This window comes from Caballeronia sp. J97 (assembly GCF_905220305.1).
In the GTDB taxonomy this organism is placed as follows: Bacteria; Pseudomonadota; Gammaproteobacteria; order Burkholderiales; family Burkholderiaceae; genus Caballeronia.
Map to the genome: position 1 here is coordinate 100664 of NZ_CAJMZL010000001.1, position 20430 is coordinate 121093.

A 20430-nucleotide genomic window follows, 5' to 3' on the forward strand; every position below is an offset into this window, starting at 1 on the left:
TGAGTCGATTGCTGGTCGGATGGCCGGGCCACACTCCTGCAGGCCCGCAGGCGCGGAATTACAATATCGTTTAACTCAGAGGCGCTCAATATGTCGTTTTCCCCAAGCAATGCCGTGCGCGCCGCGCTCGACGAGACCCCCGCCCTTGCGCGTTCCGTGAGCGAAATCGCGAGCGCGATCCGGGTCGGCGAGCCCGGCTCGTTCGCGGCGCTCGGCAACGCTTTTCTCACCCGTCTTCCTGCCGCGCCGGCGCCCGATCCGTACCTCGTCGGCCTGTCGCGCGAGATGGCCGAAGCGCTCGGCTTCGATCCACAGGTCGCCACCGGCGCTGAAAAAGAGGCCTTCGCCGCCTGGTTCGCCGGCAATCCGACGCGCGACTGGCCGGGCGATGCATTGCCGTATGCCGCCGTGTACTCGGGCCACCAGTTCGGCGTGTGGGCGGGTCAACTGGGCGATGGCCGCGCGCTCACGCTCGGTGAAGCCGAACGCGACGGCGCGCGGCTCGAAGTGCAACTGAAGGGCGCGGGCCGCACGCCCTATTCGCGCATGGGCGATGGCCGCGCCGTGCTGCGCTCGTCGATCCGCGAGTTTCTGTGCTCGGAAGCGATGCATCATCTCGGCATCCCGACGACGCGCGCGCTTGCCGTCATCGGCTCGGATCTGCCGGTGCGGCGCGAGACCATCGAACGGGCGGCGATCGTCACGCGCGTCGCGCCGAGCTTCGTGCGCTTCGGCCACTTCGAGCATTTCTATTCGAACGATCGCATCGACGATCTGAAGATGCTCGCCGATCACGTGATCGAGCGCTTCTATCCGCATTGCCGCGAAGCGGACGATCCTTACCTCGCGCTGCTCGACGAAGCCGTGCGCACGACCGCCGATCTGATGGCGCAGTGGCAAGGGGTCGGCTTCTGTCACGGCGTGATGAACACCGACAACATGTCGATCCTCGGCCTCACGATCGACTATGGCCCGTTCGGTTTCATCGATGGCTTCAACGCGCATCACATCTGCAATCACTCGGATACGCAAGGCCGCTATTCGTACGGCCGTCAGCCGCAGGTCGCCTACTGGAACCTCTTCTGTCTCGCGCAGGCGCTCGTGCCGCTCTTTGGCGCGAACCTGCCCGAAGAAGGCCGTGCCGAGCGCGTGGTCGAAGCGGCGCAAAAGGTGATGGAACGCTACAAGGATCGTTTCGGGCCCGCTCTCGTCGCGAAGATGCGTGCGAAGCTCGGCCTCGACATCGAGCGCGAAGGCGACGACAAGCTCGCCAACGGTCTGTTCGAAATCATGCATGCGAATCGCGCGGACTTCACGCTCACGTTCCGGAACCTGTCGAAGCTCTCGAAAACCGACGCGGGCCGGGACGCCCCCGTGCGCGATCTGTTCCTCGACCGCGCCGCGTTCGATGCGTGGGCGGCGCAGTATCGCGAGCGTCTGGCTCACGAGCCGCGCGACGACGCCGCGCGCGCCGAGGCGATGAATCGCGTGAATCCGAAGTACGTGCTGCGCAATCATCTGGCGGAGCAGGCGATCCGCCAGGCGAACGAAAAAGACTTCTCGGAAGTGACGCGGCTCCTCGACGTGCTGCGTCATCCGTACGACGAACAGCCGCAATACGAAGCCTACGCCGCCCTTCCGCCCGACTGGGCGAGCGAGCTCGAAGTGAGTTGTTCTTCGTAGGATCGCCCATATATACCCAGCCTTCCCGGCCAGATCAAAGGAACGACAGATGAGCAGAGACGACACCCCGGCGAGCTATCCGCTGCAAAAAGACGACGCCTCCTATCGCCGCGAACTCGACGACATGCAGTATCAGGTCACGCGCCACGCCGCGACCGAGCGCCCGTTCACCGGCAAATACTGGGATCACAAGGAGCGCGGTGTCTATGACTGCGTGTGTTGCGGCACGCCGCTCTTCGAATCGGACACGAAATTCGACGCGGGCTGTGGATGGCCGAGCTACTTCAAGCCGATCAACGGCGAAGTGATCCAGGAAAAAACCGACCGCTCGCACGGCATGCTTCGTATCGAAGTGGTGTGCAAGAACTGCGGCGCGCATCTCGGCCACGTCTTCGAAGACGGCCCCGCGCCGACCGGCCTGCGGTATTGCATCAACTCGGCTGCGCTACAATTCGAACCCAAGTAAGCGCGAGCCCGGCATGGGCGCGCGGAGCGCCCGTGCATCCAGCCGTACCGGCGCCCGCTCCGCTCGACCCGAGCGGGCGCTCTCGCCTCGCGCGCCTTGCATCCATTCGATGCCCATCACGTCCGCACGCCAATGAAATTTCTGTTCGATCTGTTTCCGATCATCCTCTTTTTCGTCGCATTCAAGGTCTGGGGCATCTATACCGCGACGGCCGTTGCGATCGCGGCGACGCTGGTGCAGATCGCCTGGGTCGCGTTCCGGCATCGCAAGGTCGATCCGATGCTGTGGGTGAGTCTCGGCGTGGTCGTCGTATTCGGCGGCGCGACGCTCGTGCTGCACAACGACACGTTCATCAAATGGAAGCCGACGGCGCTCTACTGGCTCTTCGCATTCGCGCTGATCGTCGCGCAGATCGGTTTCAGAAAGAATCTCATCGAAGCGATGATGGGCAAGCAGATCGTGTTGCCGCATCGCGTCTGGGGCCAGTTGAATGTCGCGTGGGCGGTATTCTTCGCGCTGCTCGGCATCGTGAACCTGTTCGTGGCGTATAACTTCACCACGGACCAGTGGGTGAACTTCAAGCTCTTCGGCGCGACGGGATGTCTTGTCGTATTCATCGTCGCGCAGAGTTTCTGGCTCGCGAAATACATGAAGGAGGACGGACAATGAGCGCATCGTTCGATTTCATGAGCGCGTCGGCCGCGGACAAGATCGCGCATCTCGAGGCGAGTCTGAACGCGGCCTTGCAGCCGCAGTCGGTGCATATCGACGACGACAGCGCCGCGCACGCGGGTCATGCGGGTGCGGCCGCGGGCAGCCACTATACGGTGACGATCGTCGCGCAATGCTTCGCGGGCAAGCCGCGCGTGGCGCGACATCGACTGGTGTATGATGCGCTGGCCGAGGAAATGCGGCGCGGCGTGCACGCGCTCGCGATCCGGGCTTACACGCCGCAGGAGTTCGCAGAACAATTCGAATAAGCCCACGCGCGGTTCACCGATAAGCCTTGCCTCTTAAATTCTCGCCTTCCAAGGCGTCTGTTTGCTCAGTTAGGAACCTCCGATGACTTTGAAAAAAACCCGCGTCTGGGTGTTGCTGGCTGCATTCGCGGCTGCGCCCGCGTTTGCGCAAAACATCGCCGTCGTCAACGGCACGCCGATTCCCACGTCGCGCGCCGATGCGCTCGTGAAGCAACTCGTGGCGCAGGGTCAGCAGAATTCGCCGCAGCTTCAGCAGGCGGTGCGCGAGGAACTCATCAACCGCGAAATCCTGATGCAGGAAGCCGCGCGTGAAGGCATCGCGACGCGCCCAGACGTGAAGGCGCAAATCGCCGTCGCGCAGCAGACCGTCGTGCTGCGCGCGCTGATCGAAGACTTCGTGAAGAAGAACACGCCGACCGACGCCGAGATCAAGGCGCGATATGACCAGCTCGTCAAGCAAAACGGCGGCGGCAAGGAATTGCATCTGCATCACATTCTCGTCGAGGACGAAGCGCAGGCGAAGGATCTGATCGCGAAGATCAAGGCCGGCGCGAGCTTCGAAGACCTCGCGAAGCAATATTCGAAGGATCCGGGATCGGGCAAGAACGGCGGCGATCTGGACTGGTCGTCGCCTTCTGCCTACGTGCCGGAATTCGGCGCGGCCGCGGAAAAGCTGAAGAAGGGCGAAGTGACGCCCGAGCCGGTAAAGACGCAGTTCGGCTGGCACGTCATCCGTCTGGACGACTCGCGTGAAGTCGCCCCGCCGCCGCTCGATCAGGTGAAGGCGCAGATCGCGCAGCAGATTCAGCAGGAAAAGCTGCAGGCGTTCGAAGAAGGCTTGCGGAGCAAGGCAGTGATCAAGTAAGCGCGCTGCTCGTGCATCCATGACAAAGCCGCCTTCGGGCGGCTTTGTCGTTTCGAAAGCCCATTCAATGCGGCATCAACCGCCCAGCTTCGTCCTCACCACCGCTCCCGCCCGCGTCAGCTTCGGCAACTCACGATTCTGAACCACGCTCATGAAGCCCGCCCAGTCCTGCGCGAGCGCGGCCTTGTCGACCTTGTCGGTGTCGCCGAGCTTGTAGCGCTCGCCCTGCACGTACGGCCGCTCCCACCCCGCCCGATGCCACGCGCGCTCCGCGAGCGCGAGCAGACGCGGATACACCATGTACTCGAACTGCTGATCGGTGCGCATCACTTCGGCCCAGGCTTGCCCCTGAATGCCTTCGATATGCGGCGCCGGCCCCGCGCTCGTCACTTCGAACGGATTGCCGTCGCGATCGGCCATGATCTCCGCATTCTGCGGCAGATTATCCGGCGCGAGGGAGAACGTCTTGAAGCTGTCCGTTCCGTGCGATCCCCAGTAGTAGCCGCGCTCGTGCTGATCGAACGCATAGGGGAAATCGAAGTACAGGTAGTCCGGCAGCGCGAGCACGGTCTTGTAGCCCTGGCTGCTGAGCATCTGCACGGTGTCGGACGCGCCCCAGAAGATCGTGTCCCACATCGTCACCATCATGTTCGATGTCGCGAAATCCTGCGCGCCGTTCGCGTGCTTGATGCCGTCCTGCCACGCGGCCATCGTGCCGATGCCGTTCGCGCGTACGATCTGACTCACCTGACGCGCGAACATCGACGGCAATTCGTCCACCGATGCAGCCTTGCCCGACGCGATCAGCGCCGCGCACTGCGGCGAGCGTCCCCACGGCTTGTCCTGCGCCGCGAGGTTCACGCGCCCGCGCCCGGCGTCGGTGCCGTCGAGTGGCTGGAAGCCCGCGCCGAACATGATGTTCTTGGCCTCGTCGCCGCCGAAGTGCCACACGGAGAGCGGCGCGCCGCCTTCCCGGTGCATCGACGCGATTTCGCCGACGACTTTCGTCGCGAAGCGCAGCGCGCCGTCCGAGCACGGATTGATGAAGCTGCGGCGATCGTAGAACTGAATGGTCGTGACGTTCGACGTATCCGCCGGATCGAGCAGACGGTACGTGCTCGCTCCCGCCTTGTTGCCCTGCGCGGCCAGCCGCTGGTAACGCGCTTCCATCGACATGACGGCCGCGCGCGCGTGCCCGGGCATGTCGATCTCCGGGATGATCTCGACGAAGCGATCCGCCGCGTAACGCACCAGCGCGACATAATCGGCGCGGCTCAGATAGCCGCCGCCGGAGCGATTGTCCGGACCCGAGCCGAGCTGCGGCACGAGACACCGCGTTTCGGTGAGATCGTGGCAACGCTTTGCGCCGATCTCGGTAAGCTCGGGCAAGCCGGGAATCTCGATACGCCAGCCCTCGTCGTCCGACAGATGCAGATGCAGGCGGTTGAGCTTGTACGCGCCCATCTGGTCGATCAGGCGGCGCAGCGTGGCGGGCTGTCGGAAATTGCGCGCGATGTCCACATGCATGCCGCGATGCGGGTAGCGCGGCGCGTCTTCGATCGACATCGCCGGCACGCTGCCGCCGCCCGCCGGCGTGAGCGACAGCAAGGTCTGCACGCCGTAGAAAAGCCCGGCGGAATCGAAGGCTTCGATATTCACGCCGCCTTGCGCGATCGTTAGCCGATAGCCGCCGGAGCGCGCGATATCGGCCGGCAGCGCACCGCCCGCGATCTGCCCGCTCACGCGCGTAGCCGCACCGGTCAGTCCGAGCGCCGCGGCACGTGAAGCAAGCGCCGCCGCTTGCGACGACGTCAACCCGGACAAGGCCAGATCGATCCCTCCGATCTGCGCCGCGCCTTCGCCGCGCGCCGACCGCAGCACGGCCGGCAATGCGCGCGCTGCCGTCTGCTGCGCCGAAGGCAGGGCCGCTTCGGCGCGTGCGCGTTGCACTTGCGCGGGTGTCGCGGAGAATGCCGCCGCGTTGTCCGCGCTCGGCGGAATGCGATCGACGTAACGCGTCTCGTCGTCGGTATCGTTGTGCTCGAGGATGGCGGGCGTCGCGTTGCCGTCGGCGACCACATAGGCACGCGGCAGCAGATCGCTGTAGCGCTGATACCAGTACTCGCCGACGAACGGCACGTCGATGCGCTCGCCCGCACCGAGTGTGAAAGCGCCCGCGCGCGGCGTGAGCGCGTAGAGATCGCCCGTGATGTGTTTCCACGCAAACGCGGGATGCTCGACCATCAGAATGCGGCGGATGCTGTGCACATACAGCGTCCAGCCGCCCGCAGCGAGACTTCGACTACCGGTGTTCTCGAGAATCAGCTTGCCGCGCGCGCAACTGGCCCAGTCCGCGCCGAGATCGGCGCAATTCGTGCCGGATTTCGCCGCATCGTTAGTGTCGATCTCGACGCGCACCATGAGGTTCGCGCCGAGGGCGGCCGCGCGCGCGGTCGGAGACAAGTTGGCCGAACCGGAGTCCGAGCTGTCCCCGCAAGCCGTGACGAGACATGACGTCGCGACGATCGCCATTGTCAATATTTTTTGTATTCCTAAATATCTTGATTGCAAATGCCTCATTTCTCCTCCGTTCTCAACCGCGCCGCCCGACGGCGCGCCGACTCACTATACCCGCAACTTACAAGCCGATTATTTTGGGATAGCTGTCGAAAGGCAGCGTTACATCACGCGCGCAAAGCAAAACACCCCGAAGGTTCGACTTCGGGGTGTTTCGTTCGACGATGCGCGCGATCAGCCGAGGAAGCGTCGCGCGTTCTGGAACACGCGCAGCCACGGGCTGCCGTCGGTGGTCCAGTCGCCGGGCGTCCAGCTCATCTGCACGTTGCGATGCACGCGCTCCATGTGCGGCATCAGCACGGTGAAGCGGCCGTCGGGCGTCGTCACCGAGGTGATGCCCTGCGGCGAGCCGTTCGGGTTGAACGGATACTGTTCGGTCGCATTGCCGCGATGATCGATATAGCGCATCGCGACGAGCGCGTTCGCCTGATCGCCTTGCTGCGAGAAGTCGGCGAAACCTTCGCCGTGCGCGACCGCCACCGGAATGCGCGAGCCTTCCATGCCGGCGAAGAAGATCGACGGCGAGCTCTGCACTTCGACGAGCGAGAAACGCGCCTCGAACTGCTCCGACTTGTTGCGCGTGAACTTCGGCCAGTTGTCCGCGCCGGGGATGATCGACGCAAGGCTCGACATCATCTGGCAGCCATTGCAGATGCCGAGCGCGAAGGTATCGGGACGCGCGAAAAACGCCGCGAACATGTCGGCCAGTTGCGCGTTGAAGCGGATCGTCTTCGCCCAGCCCTCGCCCGCGCCCAGCACATCGCCGTACGAGAAGCCGCCGCACGCGACCGCGCCTGCGAAATCGGCGAGCGTCGCGCGTCCTTCGAGCAGATCGCTCATGTGGACGTCGTGTGCATCGAAGCCCGCGCGGTCGAATGCGTAGGCCGTTTCGAGATGCGAGTTCACGCCCTGCTCGCGCAGGATCGCGACGCGCGGACGCTTGCCCGTCGCGATGAACGGCGCGGCGACGTCTTCAGCCGGATCGAAGGTCAACGCCGGTGAAATGCCGGGATCGGCGGCATCGAGCAGCGCGTCGTATTCGGCATCGGCGCAGGCGGGGTTGTCGCGCAGACGCGCGATGCGCCAGCTCACCTCGCTCCATGCGCGATGCAACTCGACGCGCGGCGCATCGAAAACCTTCTTCGCATCGCGATAAATCTCGATCGCGCCGCTTGCATTCGGCTTGCCGATCACATGCGAGCACGCCGACAAGCCATGCTCGCGCAGCGCGCCGAGCACGGCGTCGCGGTCCGCTGCGCGCACCTGCACCACCGCGCCGAGTTCTTCCGAGAACAGCGCGCGGATCGTGCGGTCTTCGCGTCGGCCGCTCGTCTGCTTGGCCCAGTCTTTCGCGTCGCCGTAATCGGATTCGTGCTCGGCGTCGAGCGTCAGCATGTCGATGTTCAGCGACACGCCCACGTGACCCGCGAACGCCATCTCGCAAACGGTCGCCCACAGGCCGCCGTCGGAGCGGTCGTGGTAGGCGAGCAGCTTGCCATCGGCGTTGAGCGCCTGGATCGCGGTGAAGAAGCGCTTGAGGTCTTCGGGATCGTCGACGTCGGGCACCGCGTCGCCGACTTGCTGCGTCACTTGCGCGAGAATGCTGCCGCCCATGCGGTTGCGGCCGCGGCCCAGATCGATCGCGATGAGCACGGTATTCGTATCGTCGACGAGTTGCGGCGTCAGATGACGGCGCACGTCTTCGACCGGCGCGAACGCCGAGATGATCAGCGACACCGGCGACACGACTTCCTTCGCGCCGCCTCGCGCGTCCTGCCACTTGGTGCGCATCGACAGCGAGTCCTTGCCGACCGGAATGCTGATGCCGAGCGCCGGGCACAGCTCCATGCCGATCGCCTTCACGGTGTCGTAGAGCGCGGCGTCTTCGCCCGCGCTGCCGCATGCGGCCATCCAGTTCGCCGACAGCTTCAGCTTGTTGAGCGATTCGATCGGCGCCGACGCGATGTTCGTCACCGCTTCGCCCACGGCCATGCGGCCGGACGCGGGCGCGTCGATGACGGCGAGCGGGGTGCGCTCGGCCATCGTCATCGCTTCGCCGCGAAAGCCGGCATAGTCCATCGTCGTCACGGCGCAATCGGCGACGGGCACCTGCCACGGGCCGACGAACTGGTCGCGCGCGGTCGTGCCGCCGACGGAACGGTCGCCGATCGTGATGAGGAACGACTTGCTCGCGACCGTCGGATGCTTCAACACGTCGACGGCGACTTCGGACAGCGGCAGCCCGGTGACGTCGACGGGCGTGAATCGGACGTTCTGGCGCTTCACGTCGCGATGCATCTTGGGCGGCTTGCCGAGCAGCACGTCCATCGGCATGTCGACGGGCTCCTGGCCGTCGTTGGCGTCGTCGATGAGCTTCAGCTGACGCTCTTCGGTCGCCACGCCGACGACCGCCACCGGGCAGCGCTCACGCTCGCAGATCGCCTGGAACGCGGGCAGATCGGCGGGCGAAATCGCCAGGACGTAACGCTCCTGCGCCTCGTTCGACCAGATCTCGCGCGGCGACAGACCGCTTTCTTCGAGTTGCACCTTGCGCAGTTCGAAGCGCGCGCCCTTGCCCGCGCCATCGACGAGTTCCGGGAAAGCATTCGAGATGCCGCCCGCGCCGACGTCGTGAATCGACAGGATCGGATTGCCCTCGCCCATCTGCCAGCAGGTGTTGATGACCTCCTGCGCGCGGCGCTGGATTTCCGGATTGCCGCGCTGGACCGAGTCGAAATCGAGCTCGGCGGTGTTCGCGCCGGTCGCCATCGACGATGCCGCGCCGCCGCCCATGCCGATGCGCATGCCCGGCCCGCCGATCTGGATCAGCAGCGTGCCCGCCGGCAGATCGTTCTTGTGCGTGTGCTGATCCGAAATATTGCCGATGCCGCCCGCGATCATGATCGGCTTGTGATAGCCGCGCACGCCGCCCGCGACATTCTGCTCATAGGTGCGGAAATAGCCGCCGAGGTTCGGACGGCCGAATTCGTTGTTGAACGCGGCCGCGCCGATCGGCCCGTCGATCATGATTTGCAGCGGCGACGCGATGCGGTCCGGACGGCCGTACGGCTCGTGCTTGTCGGCGGGGTTGCGCGAAGTCAGCGGCACGGCGGAGTCGCGGTCGTTTTCCCACTTCTCGCGCGCGTCCGGCAAATCGAGATTCGAGACGGTGAAGCCCGCGAGACCGGCCTTCGGACGCGCGCCGCGGCCCGTCGCCCCTTCGTCGCGGATCTCGCCGCCCGAGCCGGTGGCCGCGCCCGCGAACGGGGAAATGGCGGTCGGGTGATTGTGCGTCTCGACTTTCATCAGCGTGTGGGTCATTTCCACATTGCGCCGATACTGCTCGTCCTTGCCGCGCGGAAACCAGCGCTCGGCCACGCCGCCCCGCATGATCGCCGAGTTGTCCGAATACGCGACGATCGTGCCTTCGTGATTCAGCTTTTCCGTATTGCGAATCATCTGGAACAGCGACATGTCCTGCTTCTCGCCGTCGATGGTCCATTCGCCGTTGAAAATCTTGTGACGGCAGTGTTCGCTGTTGGCCTGCGCGAACATCATCAGTTCGACGTCGCTCGGATTGCGTTTCAGGCCTTCGAACGCGTTCACCAGATAGTCGATTTCGTCTTCCGCCAGCGCGAGGCCGAGCTCGGTGTTCGCCGCTTCGAGCGCCTTGCGTCCCGTGCCGATGATATCGACGGTCTGCAGCGGCTTGGCGGGCAGTTCGTCGAACAGATGCAGCGCCTGGTCGCGCGATGCCGCGACGCTTTCCGTCATGCGGTCGTGCAACGCATCAGCGACGGCCGCGCGCGCTTCGTCCGACAGCGCCTTCTTGCCGCCGAGGAAGCCCGTTTTCATGACGACGGAGTACTCGACGCCGCGCTCGATGCGCCGCACTTTCTCCAGCCCGCAATGATGCGCGATGTCGGTGGCCTTGCTCGCCCACGGGGAAACGGTGCCGAAGCGCGGCACGACCATGAACGTCTCGACATGGCCGCGCTCCTTCGATTCCTCGAACGGCGCGCCATAGTGCATCAACGCGGCGATGCGGCTGTCGTCATCGCCGCTGAGCGGCTCGGACGAGTTGACGAAATGCAGGAACTGGCCGCGCACGCCGACGATATTCGCGTCGATGCGGGCGAGCGTTTCGAGAAGGCGGGTCTGACGGAAATCGGAAAGGGCCGAAGCGCCGGGGAAACACGAGAAGTGGGCCATTGTGACGGTGCGTCGATGACGTCTGTGTGCCGCTCGCGCGACGCTCGCTCGTTTGCAAATCCGGAAATTTGCAAATTCGGACTGGAGCACGCAAAACGGCGTGAGGCGAAAGGAAGACCGCGATTATACCCCGGAAGCGTCTCGAAATCGGACGCGGCGGTCGGTCCGGGCGCCGAGCGGCGGCGGGCCCGCCACGCGAAATGCAGCGTCGCGTATCCCGAAATCGCTCCGGTCTCGTTCGCACGCGTGGAACGGGACAAGCCGCACCCCGCATGACGGCGCGGCTCGCGGTCCCTGGCAAACGATTTTGGCGCTATCATGGCGCGCTTTCTTCGGGTACGGCGCGCGGAATCAGGCCGCCGGTCCTGTCGTTTTACCGTCGACGCGCACGGAATCACGAAGATGCTGGGCGCTCGCGCCTCGCTTCACACCGCGTCGCACTGCAATCTCGCGCCTTTCGGGCACAAAAAGTCATGGATGTCATCGTCATCGGCGGAGGAATCGCCGGCATCGCCACCGCCTGTCAGTTGCACGCGGCAGGCCATCGCGTCTGCGTGGTAGAACGTCACGCGACCGTCGCGCAAGGCGCCACCTACGGCCAGGGCGGCGCGCTGCTGCCCTCGCCGCTCGATGTCTGGTTCGGGCCGACCTTCATGGCCGCGAGCCGGGCGAAGCAAAGCGGCATGGTGGTCAAGACCGGGTTCGATTCGGCCGCGCGCGATTTTCTCAAGCAGCTCGCGACGCTGCGCGATCCCGAAGCGTTCGCCGCCCAGTACGCGCATTTGCAGCCGCTCGTCGATCTGTCGCGGCGTGTGCTCGCCGACATCGAAAACCGGCTGGAGCTCGATTTCGAGCAGCGCCGCGGCATGTTGCATGTGTTCCGGCAGCAGCGCGAGCTGGACGACGCGCAGCCGGCGATCGACCTGCTCAAGGCCTGCGGCGTCCCCTATCGGCTGCTGACGCCCGAGGAATGCGTCGCGGTCGAGCCTTCCGTGCCGGATCACCCGGAATTCGCGGGCGGCGTGCTGCTGCCCGAGGAGCGCACGGCGAACTGCCCGCTCTTCACCAAGCAACTGAAACAGATGCTCGAAGACGACGGCGTGCAGTTCCGCATGCATCGGGCGGTCGCTTCGGTGCGTCTGGAGGGCGCGCGCGCCGCCGTCGAGCTGGCCGATCCGAACGAGGGCAAGAGGCGCAGCGCCGATGTCGAGCTGATCACGGCGGACGCGATCGTCGTCGCGGCGGGCGCCGGCACGCCTCAACTCATCGGCGGCATCAAGTCGGCGTCCTCGGTCTTCCCGCTGCGCGTGCATACGCTCACCGCGCCCGTCGCCTATGAAGAGCGCGCGCCGCATCTCACGGTCGTCGATTCGATCAAGCGCATCACGATGACGCGCATCAACCAGCGCCTGCGCGTCGGTGGCGCGGGCGTGTTCCAGAGCGCGTCGAAGGCCGACAAGCCGCTCGACGCCACGCTCTCGCGCCGCGCGCTCGACCTGCTGGGCCACGGCACGCACGACTGGATTCCCGGCGCGGCGCGCGTTTCCGCCGCACGCGCGTGGGATGGACTGCGGCTCATCACCGCCGACGGACTGCCGCTCGTCGGCGCGACCCGGCATCCGCGGCTTTTCGTGAACGCGGCGCACGGCCCCGCGGGCTGGGGCCTCGCATGCGGGTCTGCTAAAGTGATCGCGGACCTCGTTTCCGGCATCACGCCCGATATTCCCGCCGGCACGCTCGCTGCGATGAGCGTCGAACGCTTCTGACGGTGCGGCGCGCACGGCCCTGACGGGCATGTCGCGTGCGGGCAGAGCCGGGTTTCCGAACGATTCGACTCTCGAAGCGCCCTTCCGTCCGCCGCCATGACCGCTGCCCGCACCCCCTACTTCACGCCCAAAGACGATCCGCTCGCGCTGCTCACGCTCGCCGAGTTGCGCACGCTCGAAGCGCGCGCCGCCGCCGCGCTGCCGCCGCACACGCTGATGGCGCGCGCGGGCGCCGCCGCGGCGCAATGTCTCATCGATACGCTGGAGCACGATCCCGATTCGCGCGCGCTGCCGGTGTGGATCGCGGCCGGCCCCGGCAACAACGGCGGCGACGCGCTCGTAATGGCCGAGCATCTGCATCGCGCGGGCATTGGCGTGCGCGTGTGCATGCCCGTCGAAGTCAAGCCGGACGACGCACGCTGGGCGCTCGAAGCGGCGCGCGCGGCGGGAGTCACGATCGACGGCCAGCCGCCCGCGTCGCTCGACGGCTTCGGCTGGCTCGTCGACGGCATGTTCGGCATCGGTCTCACGCGAGCGCTGGAAGGCGTGTTCGCCGATATCGCCGCGCGCATGACGCGCCGCTCGCGCGCTTCGGGCCGCGTGCTCGCGCTCGATGTCCCGAGCGGCCTGAACAGCGACACTGGCACGCCGGTGAGCGGCGGCGAGCCCGTGCGAGCGACGGACACCATCACGTTCATCGGCGCGAAACCGGGGCATTTCACATCGCTCGGCCGCGATCTGACGGGACGGCTTTTCGTTTCGACGCTGGAGGTCGACGCGAGCGCCGCGCCGTCGGTCGTGCTCAATGCGCCCGCGCTCTTCGACGCCTGCATGCCGCCGCGCGACAACGCGACCAACAAGGGCACGTTCGGCTCGCTCGCGGTGATCGGCGGCGACACGGGCATGTGCGGCGCGCCGATACTCGCCGCGCGCATGGCGCTTTTCGGCGGCGCGGGGAAGGTTCACGTCGCGTTTCTGGGCGAAGGTTTTCCGCCCTACGATCCGCCGCATCCCGAACTGATGCTGCATCACGCCGACGGCTTCGCGCTCGGCAAAATGGATGCGTTGGCGATCGGCTGCGGCATGGGCACGAGCGAACGCGCCGGGAAGTTGCTGACCGAGGCGCTCAAGCTCGACATCCCGAAAGTGCTCGACGCCGACGCGCTCAACCTCGTCGCGAAAGACGACGCGCTCGCCTCCGCGGTCGCCGCGCGCGGCGCGCAGGGCGATCCGTGCATTCTGACGCCGCATCCGCTCGAAGCGGCGCGGCTCCTGCAGACCGACGCGAAAGCCGTCCAGGCCGATCGCCTCGCCGCCGTGCGTCAACTGTCGGCGCGCTATGGCGCGATCGCGGTGCTCAAGGGATCGGGCACGGTGGTCGCTTCGCCCGATGGCCGCGTCGCCGTGAATCCGACCGGCAACGCCGGACTCGCCACGGGCGGCACCGGCGACGTGCTCGGCGGATTGATCGGAGCATTGCTTGCGCAAAAACTGCCCGCGTACGAAGCGGCGCTCGCGGGCGTCTATCTGCACGGCCTCGCCGCGCAGACGTTGACCGACGCCGGCATCGGACCGGCGGGATTGACCGCGGGCGAGCTCGCCCCCGCCGTGCGAAGTCTCGTCAATCGCCGCTTCTACGCGGAACACGCGCGAAGCTGACCGCGTTCGGACGGTTGCTTGCGAAAGTCGTCGTAACGCTTTGCAAGCATTCGTTCATGCATCGTCGCTATACTCTTTTTTGATTCGGGCAACCGCGGCCGTTTAGTCGCGTTCACCAAACACGACACGCACAGGCAAGCCGGGCCGCAATCGCACGAACGTATTCCTCTGTCACTCTCAGACTAACGGACCGCTCATGACCCAACACTCGATGCTCAATTCGCTTCCTGCCTGGTCGGCGCTCCAGTCGCACTACGATGCCATCTCCGGCGAGCGCCTGCGCGACTGGTTCGCGCCGCAAAACGACACCGCGCCGACACGCGCCGAGCGCCTGACCTTCGCGGGCGGCGGCCTCGCGATCGACTTCTCCAAAAACCGCGTCAAGGACGAAACGCTCAAGCTGCTCGTCGAGGTTGCGCAGCAGGCCAAGGTCACGGAACGCCGCGATGCGATGTTCCGTGGCGATATCGTCAACATCACCGAACATCGCGCGGTGCTGCATACCGCGCTGCGCGCCCAGTCGCCCGACGCGCCGTTCTACGAGCAGGTGCAGAAGGAAAAGGCCAAGATGGCCGCCTTCGCCGAGAAGGTTCGCGACGGCGCGTGGAAAGGCTATTCCGGCAAGCGCATTCGTCATGTCGTGAATATCGGCATCGGCGGCTCGGATCTCGGGCCGAAGATGGTCGTGCACGCGCTGCATCATCTGGCGTCGAAGGATCTCGACACGCATTTCGTATCGAATGTCGACGGCGCCGATCTCTGGAGTGTCCTACAACAAGTCGACGCCGAAGAGACGCTTGCGATCGTCGTATCCAAGACCTTCACGACGCTCGAAACGATGACCAACGCGCACTCGATGCGCGACTGGTTCCTGAAATCCGGCTGTCCTGAAGACCAGCTTTCGAAGCATTTCGTCGGCGTGTCGGCCAATCCGGCCGAAGTGGTGAAGTTCGGCATCGCGAAAGAAAATGTCTTCGAGATGTGGGACTGGGTCGGCGGCCGTTATTCGCTGTGGTCGGCGGTCGGTCTGTCGATCATGTTGTCGGTCGGGCCGCAGAACTTCGACGCGCTGCTGCAAGGCGCGGCCGCGATGGACGAGCACTTCCGCACCGCGCCGCCCGACAAGAACCTGCCCGTGCTGATGGGCATGATCGGCATCTGGTACCGCAACTTCTTCGGCTCGCAAAGCGATCTCGTCGCGCCGTATTCGCAGGCGCTGCACTACCTGCCTTCATATCTCCAGCAACTCGAGATGGAGAGCAACGGCAAGTCCGCGCGACTCGATGGCAAGATGGTCGACTATCCGACCGCCGCTGTGATCTGGGGCGAGCCGGGGACGAACGGCCAGCACGCGTTCTTCCAGATGCTGCATCAAGGGCCGACGCTGATCCCGATCGACTTCATCGCCGTGCTGACACCGGAGCATCCACTCGTCGATCATCATGCGAAGCTGCTCGCCAACTGCTTCGCGCAGAGCGAAGCGCTGATGCTCGGCCGCACGCTCGAAGAAGCGAAGAAGGTCGCGGGCCCGGGCAAGGAAGAACTCGCGACGCATCTGAGCTTCCCCGGCAATCGCCCGACCACGACCATCATGCTCGATGCACTCACGCCGCAGTCGCTCGGCGCGCTCATCGCACTTTACGAGCACAAGGTGCTGGTGCAGGGCACGGTGTGGGACATCAACTCGTTCGATCAGTGGGGCGTGGAGCTCGGCAAGATTCTCGGCAAGGTCGTCGAGGCCGATATCACCGCCGCGAGCGCCGATCCGGCCAAGCATGACTCGTCGACGTCGGCGTTGATCGCGCGTGCGCGCAAGGCATTGAAGCGCTGACGCGCGCATCGAGCGCGTGGCCCGCAGCGCTTCGGCGTTGCGGGCCTTTTTATACGCCGAGGCCGTTGACGAGCCGCCCCGCTTCGATCGTCACCGTGGCGTCGCAGCGCTCGGCGAGTTCCGCATCATGCGTGACGAGCACGAGCGTCGCGCCATTGCGGCGGTTCATTTCGAACATCAGATCGATGATCGCGTAGCCCGTGGCGGCATCGAGGCTTCCGGTGGGCTCGTCGGCGAAGAGCACGGCGGGATGCGTGACGAACGCGCGCGCGAGCGCCACGCGCTGTTGCTCGCCGCCCGACAGCAGCTTCGGATAATGACCCGTGCGTTGCGCGAGACCGACCTGGCCGAGCAGCGAACGTGCGCGCGCGGCGATCTCGCCGTGCGGCATCTCCGCGCGCAATTCGAGCGGCAGCATCACGTTTTCGAGCGCGGTCAGATGGGGCATCAGCTGGAACGACTGAAACACGAAGCCGACGGCGCCGCTTCTGAGCGCCGCGCGCTCGTCTTCGCTCAGGCTCGACAACTCCTTGCCGAGCAGACGAACCGAGCCCTCGCTCGCGCTGTCCAATCCGGCGAGCAGGCCGAGCAAGGTCGACTTGCCCGAGCCCGATGCCCCGACGATCGCGACGCTGCTGCCCTTCGCAATCGACAGATCGATCTGATCGAGAATCGTGAGCTCGCCCGTTGCGTCCTTCACTCGCTTGCTTAATCCCCGTACTTCGATGACCGGCTCGATATTGTTTTGCATGGACACTCTGAAAAAGAACGTGCGCGGCCTCGTTCCCGCAGTCGCGCTGATGGCGGCGTGCTCGGCGAGCGCGCACGCCGCAGATGCGCAAGCGGCGCCGCAACCGAAGCCCGCCATCGTCGTGCTGGGAGACAGCCTCTCGGCCGAATACGGCCTGCCGCGCGACACCGGCTGGGTCAATCTTTTGCGCGAGCGGCTAACGAAGGAGCATTTCGATTATAGCGTCGCCAATTCGAGCATCAGCGGCGACACCACGAGCGGCGGGCGCGCGCGACTGACCGCAGTCCTTTCGCGCATCAGGCCGGCTATCGTGATCGTCGAACTCGGCGCGAACGATGCATTGCGCGGCGTGCCGCTCGCGACCACCGAGACGAATCTGCGCAGCATCGTCGATGCGTCGCAGGCCGCACATGCGAAGGTTTTACTCATCGGCATGTATGTTCCGCCCAATTACGGCCCCGACTACACGCAAAAGTTCCATGCAGTCTATGAACGCATCGCGAAGGACAAGAACGTGCCGCTCGTGCCTTTCCTGCTTGCCGGCATCGCTGACAAGCCTGCCATGTTCCAGTCGGATCAGATCCATCCGACGGTGCAGGCCCAGCCTTTGCTATTGGATAACGTCTGGCCAACCTTGAAACCCTTGCTGGGCGCCAAGGCGTCACACTAGAAAGACGCCAGCCGCGACAGCTTTGCAATCCGACGCGGAACACGGCCAGGATTCAGATATCTGAGACTTTCGCGTAACTCTTATAACCCCGCTCGTCTATTGAGCGACTCTACAAGGAGGTCACGTGAAATTAATCCCTCTTCTCGCCCTGACCGTCGCGATCTCGGCCTGTGCTGCTCAGCCGCCCGCCAATGTGCAGCAGGTCGGCACGAGCCAGAAGGCACCGAACGTGGTCGCGCAGTGCATCGCGCAAAAGTGGGCCGACAAGTCGCAACAGCAAGTCGTGTCGCAGGACACGCTGGCGAACGACAAGGGCGTCGACGTGTACGTTCCCGGCCAGCAGCCGCCGAACGGCGCCGCAGCCGTCGTGCATCCGGCATGGTCGGGTTCAGGTACGTGGGTCGGTTTCCGCGCCTCGGGCGCTGCCGGCAGCCAGGCGACCGGCGACATTCAGGCTTGCCTGTAAGCAGGGTTCTGACGCCCGCTTGCCGCCTCATGGCGGCGTAGCCAAACAAAAAGCCCCGCATTCTTTCGGATGCGGGGCTTTTTCACGACGTGCGCGCCAATCAGTTCGACGACGGCGGCGGCGCCTGACTCAGCTTGACCTTCGAGCGAGCTTTCAACGAGTTGATGTACGCCTCCATGTCGGCCTGTGCGTACACCTGCGCGACCTGCTGCTGCGCCCCGGCAAGGCGATCGGCGGCGACCGGCGTCGCCTTCTCGATGCCGTTCACGCGATAGATCGCGTAGCCTTCGGCACCGAGATCCACGCCGACATACGACGGCAGCTTCGATGCATCCGCCTTGAAGATCGCGCTCAGCGCGGCAGGCGGCAGGCCCTGCGCGTCGTTGCGCGACACCGTGACCGGCGACGTGAAGCCATCCGTCGATTTCGACTTCTGCAGGTCCGCGAGCCTCGCCTCGCCTTCCTTCTTCGCCATCGCAGCAGCCATGTCCGCGACGACCTTCTTGCGCACATCGTCTTTCACGACGTCGAACGCCGGAACGGTCGATGCCTTGTAGTCGGTGACGCGCGCGGCGATCAGCGTGTTGTTGCCGACGTCGATGGCCTGCGTGTTGTTGCGATCCTTCACCGAGTCCGGCGCGAACACGGCCGCAAGGAACTTCGGATTGTTGAGCGGATTGTCTTGCGGCAACTGCGCGCTCGGCTTCGGGCCGACTGTCGCGGTCTGGACCGTCAACTTGTACTTGTCAGCCGCGGGCTGCAACGTCTTGGACTTTTCATAGACGAGGTCGGTGAAACCCTGTGCGGCATCGGCGAAACCCTTCGTGCCTTGTTGGGCCGCATAGTCTTTCGCGATCGCGTCCTTCACTTCATCGAACGACTTCGTGACGGAGGGCTTCACGTCGGTCGCCTGGATGATGTGGTAACCGAAATCCGACTCGACGAGATTGCTCACCTCGCCCTTCTTCAGCGCGAACGCGGCGTCGTCGAACGCCTTGCCGCCCGCGATCTGGCCGTGCGCGAAGTAGCCGAGATCGCCACCTTTGCTCGCGGAGCCCGGGTCGTCCGAGTTCTTCTGCGCGATCTGCGCGAACTGGTCCGGATGCGCCTTGACTTGCGCGAGCAGGTCTTCGGCCTTCTGTTTGGCCTTGGCCTTTTCCGCCGCGCTTGCGTCCTTCGGCGCGTTGACGAGAATGTGGCTCGCGCGCACTTCCGCTTCCGTGCGATAGCGCTGGATATTGTCGTCGTAGTACTTCTTGAGATCGGCGTCGCTCGCTTTCGATGCCGCCGCGATCGTCGATGGCGACAACAGGAGATACTGGATCGTCGCCGTTTCGGGCGTCGCAAAGTCGTTGCGGTGCGCTTCGTAGTACGCGGTGAGTTGGGCGTCGGTCGGCTGAACCTTGGCGGTGTAGTCAGCGGCGCGCAGCGACAAACCCTGCACCGAGCGCTTTTGCTCCGCGAGTTCGGTCAGACTCTGCGCGAGCGATTTCGACGTGAACGAAGTCGCCTGGATGCTGCCCGGAATCTGCTCGGTCGCGATCGTATAGCGCATGCGCTCGTCGTACTGCGCGGGCGTCATGCCCTGCATCGCGAGCAGTTGCTTGTAGCGTTCGAGGTCGATGCTGCCATCCGGCTTCTTCAGCGACGAGATCACCGGATCGGACAGCAGCGCGCGGCGCACGGCGTCGTCGGAGGCGGTCAGGTGCAGGCGCTGCGTTTCGTCGGCCATCGCGCGTTGCTGCACGAGGCTGTCGACCATGGCGGCGCGTGCCTCGGGCGTGTCGAACATCTTGGCGTCGAACTGCGAGCCGAGCATCGAGCGCGCGCGGTCCACTTGTTGCCGGAAGGCGCTGTCGAATTCGGCGCGCGTGATCTTGTGACCATTCACGCTGGCGACGTAAGAGCTTTCGTCGAAATAGTTGCTGAAGCCCTGAATCCCGACCATGCCCAAACCGGGCACGATGATCAGGATCAGCAGAGCCATCATCAGGCGCTGGTGATTACGGAAGAAGTCGAGCATGCGTAGCGCTGCGTGGTTATAACAAAACGCTCGATATTACAACAGTGGGCGGGGAAAAGGCGAAAGGCGGGAGGGATTTGCGTGACTGGAGGCGAAATTGTCGCGTCGCTTTTGCGCAATGGACGGTGTCTTTCGAAAATTTGCTTCCAATCGGCATTCACTGCCTTGATGCAATCGTTAGTATTCTTAATGAGCGCGCGCAAAAACAAAAATCCCGCAAGCCGTGAAGCTTACGGGATTTCTTGTCGAATCTGGCGGAGCGGACGGGACTCGAACCCGCGACCCCCGGCGTGACAGGCCGGTATTCTAACCAACTGAACTACCGCTCCTGGGTAGCGCGCAATGAACTGAGACCTGGTGGGTGCTGAGAGGCTCGAACTCCCGACCTACGCCTTGTAAGGGCGCCGCTCTACCAACTGAGCTAAGCACCCGGTCCGCAATTCACTCGGTTTGCGCTGCGCTGAATCAGGGCCTCGTTTTA

At 64.8% G+C, this 20430-nt stretch carries 14 protein-coding genes and 2 tRNA genes; 10 read left to right on the forward strand and 6 right to left on the reverse strand.

The window, feature by feature from the left end; all coding sequences use genetic code 11:
* Positions 1-90: 90 nt before the first annotated feature.
* The 5 genes from U4Y90_RS00475 (at position 91) to U4Y90_RS00495 (ending at position 3994) form a co-directional block, all read left to right on the forward strand.
* Positions 91-1683: a protein adenylyltransferase SelO gene (locus U4Y90_RS00475; RefSeq protein WP_321791103.1), complete on the forward strand. Its 1593-nt coding sequence runs from the start codon at positions 91-93 to the stop codon at positions 1681-1683.
* A gap of 49 nt (positions 1684-1732) precedes the next feature.
* Entirely contained in the window at positions 1733-2149 is a 417-nt protein-coding gene (msrB, locus tag U4Y90_RS00480) for a peptide-methionine (R)-S-oxide reductase MsrB (RefSeq protein ID WP_321791105.1), read from the forward strand.
* Between the two features lie 132 nt (positions 2150-2281).
* Positions 2282-2818, forward strand: coding sequence for a septation protein A (locus tag U4Y90_RS00485; RefSeq protein ID WP_106855977.1), 537 nt, complete (start codon positions 2282-2284; stop codon positions 2816-2818).
* Positions 2815-3129, forward strand: a complete 315-nt coding sequence (locus tag U4Y90_RS00490; protein ID WP_321791110.1) for a BolA family protein — start codon at positions 2815-2817, stop codon at positions 3127-3129. Before U4Y90_RS00485 ends, U4Y90_RS00490 begins: the two co-directional genes overlap by 4 nt.
* Positions 3130-3211: 82 nt before the next feature.
* On the forward strand, positions 3212-3994 hold the full coding sequence (locus U4Y90_RS00495) for a peptidylprolyl isomerase (protein ID WP_321791112.1): 783 nt from the start codon (positions 3212-3214) through the stop codon (positions 3992-3994).
* A 75-nt stretch (positions 3995-4069) separates the two neighbouring features.
* Here the strand turns inward: U4Y90_RS00495 and U4Y90_RS00500 are convergent, their stop codons facing one another.
* Positions 4070-6526: a family 20 glycosylhydrolase gene (locus tag U4Y90_RS00500; RefSeq protein WP_321791114.1), complete on the reverse strand. Its 2457-nt coding sequence runs from the start codon at positions 6524-6526 to the stop codon at positions 4070-4072.
* 219 nt (positions 6527-6745) lie between these two features.
* Positions 6746-10783: a phosphoribosylformylglycinamidine synthase gene (purL, locus tag U4Y90_RS00505; RefSeq protein ID WP_321791116.1), complete on the reverse strand. Its 4038-nt coding sequence runs from the start codon at positions 10781-10783 to the stop codon at positions 6746-6748.
* Between the two features lie 473 nt (positions 10784-11256).
* Between purL and U4Y90_RS00510 the strand changes: the two genes are divergently transcribed.
* The 3 genes from U4Y90_RS00510 (at position 11257) to pgi (ending at position 16039) form a co-directional block, all read left to right on the forward strand.
* Positions 11257-12549, forward strand: a complete 1293-nt coding sequence (locus tag U4Y90_RS00510; RefSeq protein WP_321791118.1) for an FAD-dependent oxidoreductase — start codon at positions 11257-11259, stop codon at positions 12547-12549.
* 96 nt (positions 12550-12645) lie between these two features.
* Positions 12646-14208 carry an NAD(P)H-hydrate dehydratase gene (locus U4Y90_RS00515; RefSeq protein WP_321791120.1) on the forward strand — a complete coding sequence of 521 codons (1563 nt, stop codon included), beginning with the start codon at positions 12646-12648 and terminating at the stop codon, positions 14206-14208.
* A gap of 196 nt (positions 14209-14404) precedes the next feature.
* Positions 14405-16039, forward strand: a complete 1635-nt coding sequence (pgi, locus tag U4Y90_RS00520; protein WP_321791122.1) for a glucose-6-phosphate isomerase — start codon at positions 14405-14407, stop codon at positions 16037-16039.
* 49 nt (positions 16040-16088) lie between these two features.
* Here pgi and U4Y90_RS00525 read toward each other — a convergent pair whose 3' ends face one another.
* Positions 16089-16790, reverse strand: coding sequence for an ABC transporter ATP-binding protein (locus U4Y90_RS00525; RefSeq protein WP_321791124.1), 702 nt, complete (start codon positions 16788-16790; stop codon positions 16089-16091).
* Between U4Y90_RS00525 and U4Y90_RS00530 the strand changes: the two genes are divergently transcribed.
* Both U4Y90_RS00530 and U4Y90_RS00535 read left to right on the forward strand, forming a co-directional pair.
* Positions 16789-17460 carry an arylesterase gene (locus tag U4Y90_RS00530; RefSeq protein WP_321791126.1) on the forward strand — a complete coding sequence of 224 codons (672 nt, stop codon included), beginning with the start codon at positions 16789-16791 and terminating at the stop codon, positions 17458-17460. The two genes, U4Y90_RS00525 and U4Y90_RS00530, sit on opposite strands and share 2 nt — an antisense overlap.
* A gap of 124 nt (positions 17461-17584) precedes the next feature.
* Positions 17585-17926, forward strand: coding sequence for a hypothetical protein (locus U4Y90_RS00535; RefSeq protein WP_321791128.1), 342 nt, complete (start codon positions 17585-17587; stop codon positions 17924-17926).
* A gap of 100 nt (positions 17927-18026) precedes the next feature.
* Here U4Y90_RS00535 and U4Y90_RS00540 read toward each other — a convergent pair whose 3' ends face one another.
* From U4Y90_RS00540 to U4Y90_RS00550, 3 genes are all read right to left on the reverse strand, one after another.
* Positions 18027-19949 (reverse strand): SurA N-terminal domain-containing protein, encoded by a 1923-nt coding sequence (locus tag U4Y90_RS00540; protein WP_321791130.1) that lies wholly within the window; start codon positions 19947-19949, stop codon positions 18027-18029.
* 252 nt (positions 19950-20201) lie between these two features.
* A tRNA-Asp gene (locus U4Y90_RS00545) sits at positions 20202-20278 on the reverse strand.
* A gap of 26 nt (positions 20279-20304) precedes the next feature.
* Positions 20305-20380: transfer RNA gene (locus U4Y90_RS00550), tRNA-Val, on the reverse strand.
* Positions 20381-20430: the final 50 nt, after the last annotated feature.

Bases quoted from the DNA above. Each gene is read 5' to 3' on its own strand.
- U4Y90_RS00515 (WP_321791120.1), top strand. From the start codon at position 12,646: ATGACCGCTGCCCGCACCCCCTACTTCACGCCCAAAGACGATCCGCTC.
- U4Y90_RS00525 (WP_321791124.1), bottom strand. From the start codon at position 16,790: ATGCAAAACAATATCGAGCCGGTCATCGAAGTACGGGGATTAAGCAAG.
- U4Y90_RS00475 (WP_321791103.1), top strand. From the start codon at position 91: ATGTCGTTTTCCCCAAGCAATGCCGTGCGCGCCGCGCTCGACGAGACC.
- U4Y90_RS00490 (WP_321791110.1), top strand. From the start codon at position 2,815: ATGAGCGCATCGTTCGATTTCATGAGCGCGTCGGCCGCGGACAAGATC.
- msrB (WP_321791105.1), top strand. From the start codon at position 1,733: ATGAGCAGAGACGACACCCCGGCGAGCTATCCGCTGCAAAAAGACGAC.
- U4Y90_RS00485 (WP_106855977.1), top strand. From the start codon at position 2,282: ATGAAATTTCTGTTCGATCTGTTTCCGATCATCCTCTTTTTCGTCGCA.
- U4Y90_RS00500 (WP_321791114.1), bottom strand. From the start codon at position 6,526: ATGGCGATCGTCGCGACGTCATGTCTCGTCACGGCTTGCGGGGACAGC.
- purL (WP_321791116.1), bottom strand. From the start codon at position 10,783: ATGGCCCACTTCTCGTGTTTCCCCGGCGCTTCGGCCCTTTCCGATTTC.
- pgi (WP_321791122.1), top strand. From the start codon at position 14,405: ATGACCCAACACTCGATGCTCAATTCGCTTCCTGCCTGGTCGGCGCTC.
- U4Y90_RS00510 (WP_321791118.1), top strand. From the start codon at position 11,257: ATGGATGTCATCGTCATCGGCGGAGGAATCGCCGGCATCGCCACCGCC.
- U4Y90_RS00530 (WP_321791126.1), top strand. From the start codon at position 16,789: ATGGACACTCTGAAAAAGAACGTGCGCGGCCTCGTTCCCGCAGTCGCG.
- U4Y90_RS00540 (WP_321791130.1), bottom strand. From the start codon at position 19,949: ATGCTCGACTTCTTCCGTAATCACCAGCGCCTGATGATGGCTCTGCTG.
- U4Y90_RS00495 (WP_321791112.1), top strand. From the start codon at position 3,212: ATGACTTTGAAAAAAACCCGCGTCTGGGTGTTGCTGGCTGCATTCGCG.